The sequence below is a fragment of the Microbacterium sp. P5_E9 genome, from assembly GCF_054049175.1.
Map to the genome: position 1 here is coordinate 1 of NZ_JBFUMV010000036.1, position 1250 is coordinate 1250.

At 60.1% G+C, this 1250-nt stretch carries 2 protein-coding genes; both read left to right on the forward strand.

Annotation, left to right across the window (positions count from 1 at the left end; all coding sequences use genetic code 11):
* A partial coding sequence (locus ACXJ3V_RS20045; protein WP_457102116.1) for a tyrosine-type recombinase/integrase occupies nucleotides 1-269 on the forward strand: 269 nt, incomplete at its 5' end.
* Between the two features lie 182 nt (nucleotides 270-451).
* Nucleotides 452-1171, forward strand: coding sequence for a tyrosine-type recombinase/integrase (locus ACXJ3V_RS20050; protein WP_457102117.1), 720 nt, complete (start codon nucleotides 452-454; stop codon nucleotides 1169-1171).
* Nucleotides 1172-1250 lie beyond the last annotated feature (79 nt).

A 1250-nucleotide genomic window follows, 5' to 3' on the forward strand; every position in this document is an offset into this window, starting at 1 on the left:
CGTTCAGAGGCCTGAGGTCGCACGCCGCCGTTTCGGTGCTTGTCGACAGAGCCATATGTCGTGCCGGGGTTTCCAAGCCGGGCCGAGGTGCGGCGCATCTCCTGCGTCATTCTGTTGCCAGTTCCATGTTGCGGCAAGGCGCGTCGCTGCAAGAGATCGCGGATCTGCTTCGGCACAGGAGCGTGGAGACCACGCAAATCTATGCCAAGGTTGATGTCACCTCGCTGCAGCAGATTGCCCAACCGTGGCCGGAGGTGGCACCATGCTAAGCCGGGCCGTTGAATCCTATCTGTCAGAGCGACGAGCCGCTGGCTTCCACATCAGAACCACAAGCTTCAACTTGAGAGGCTTCGCAGCGTATGCGGATGGACTGGGCCAGCGTTGGGTCAAGTCTCAGACGGCCATAGATTGGGCGGCAAAGGTTCYGTCGATTCATCAACGGGCCCGCCGGTTGGGAGACGTCGAGCGGTTGGCTCGATATCTGCGCGCCGAAGATACACGCCACCAAATCCCACCCAAGATCTTCGGCAGTGCAAGTCGGCCTCGGCCGACTCCGTACATCCTCTCCGATGAGCAGATCGCCGAACTCATCCGGTTGGCCGCCCAGTCGGGCTACCGCACTTTGCGAAGGAAGACCTACAGCACGCTGTTCGCGCTGCTGTCGTGTACAGGGCTTCGCGTCTCAGAGGCCATTCGATTGCGATACGCCGACCTCGCGGCAGATGGCCTGCTGATCCGCGACACGAAGTTTAGAAAGAGCCGACTGGTCCCATTGCATGAGAGTGCTCGCGCTGGCTTGGAGCGTTACCTGCAGGACCGACGTCCGTATGCACCCTTCGACGATCACGTATTTATCTCGCTGCGTCGTAAGCCGCTGCTATCGGCCGACGTTGACTGTGCCTTCCGAACGGTGGCAGCAAAGATGGGGTTGCCTCGAGGACGAGGGAATCGTCGAGCGACGCCACATTCACTCAGACACGCCTTTGCGGTTCGCGCGCTACAGACCTGTCCAGACGGGCGAGATCACATCACGAAGCATTTGTTGATGCTCTCAACCTACTTGGGACACACCAAGGCGGCCGACACGTACTGGTACCTTGAAGCAGTGCCAGAGCTCATGCGCAGCATTGCTGAGCGTTGCGAGATGCACGTCGCCGGAGGTTGGGTATGACTTCGCTCGCCCCGCATGTGACGGCGTTCTTCAACGAGCGCCTGACTCTCGAACGACGCGTGAGCGTGAACACCAGTGA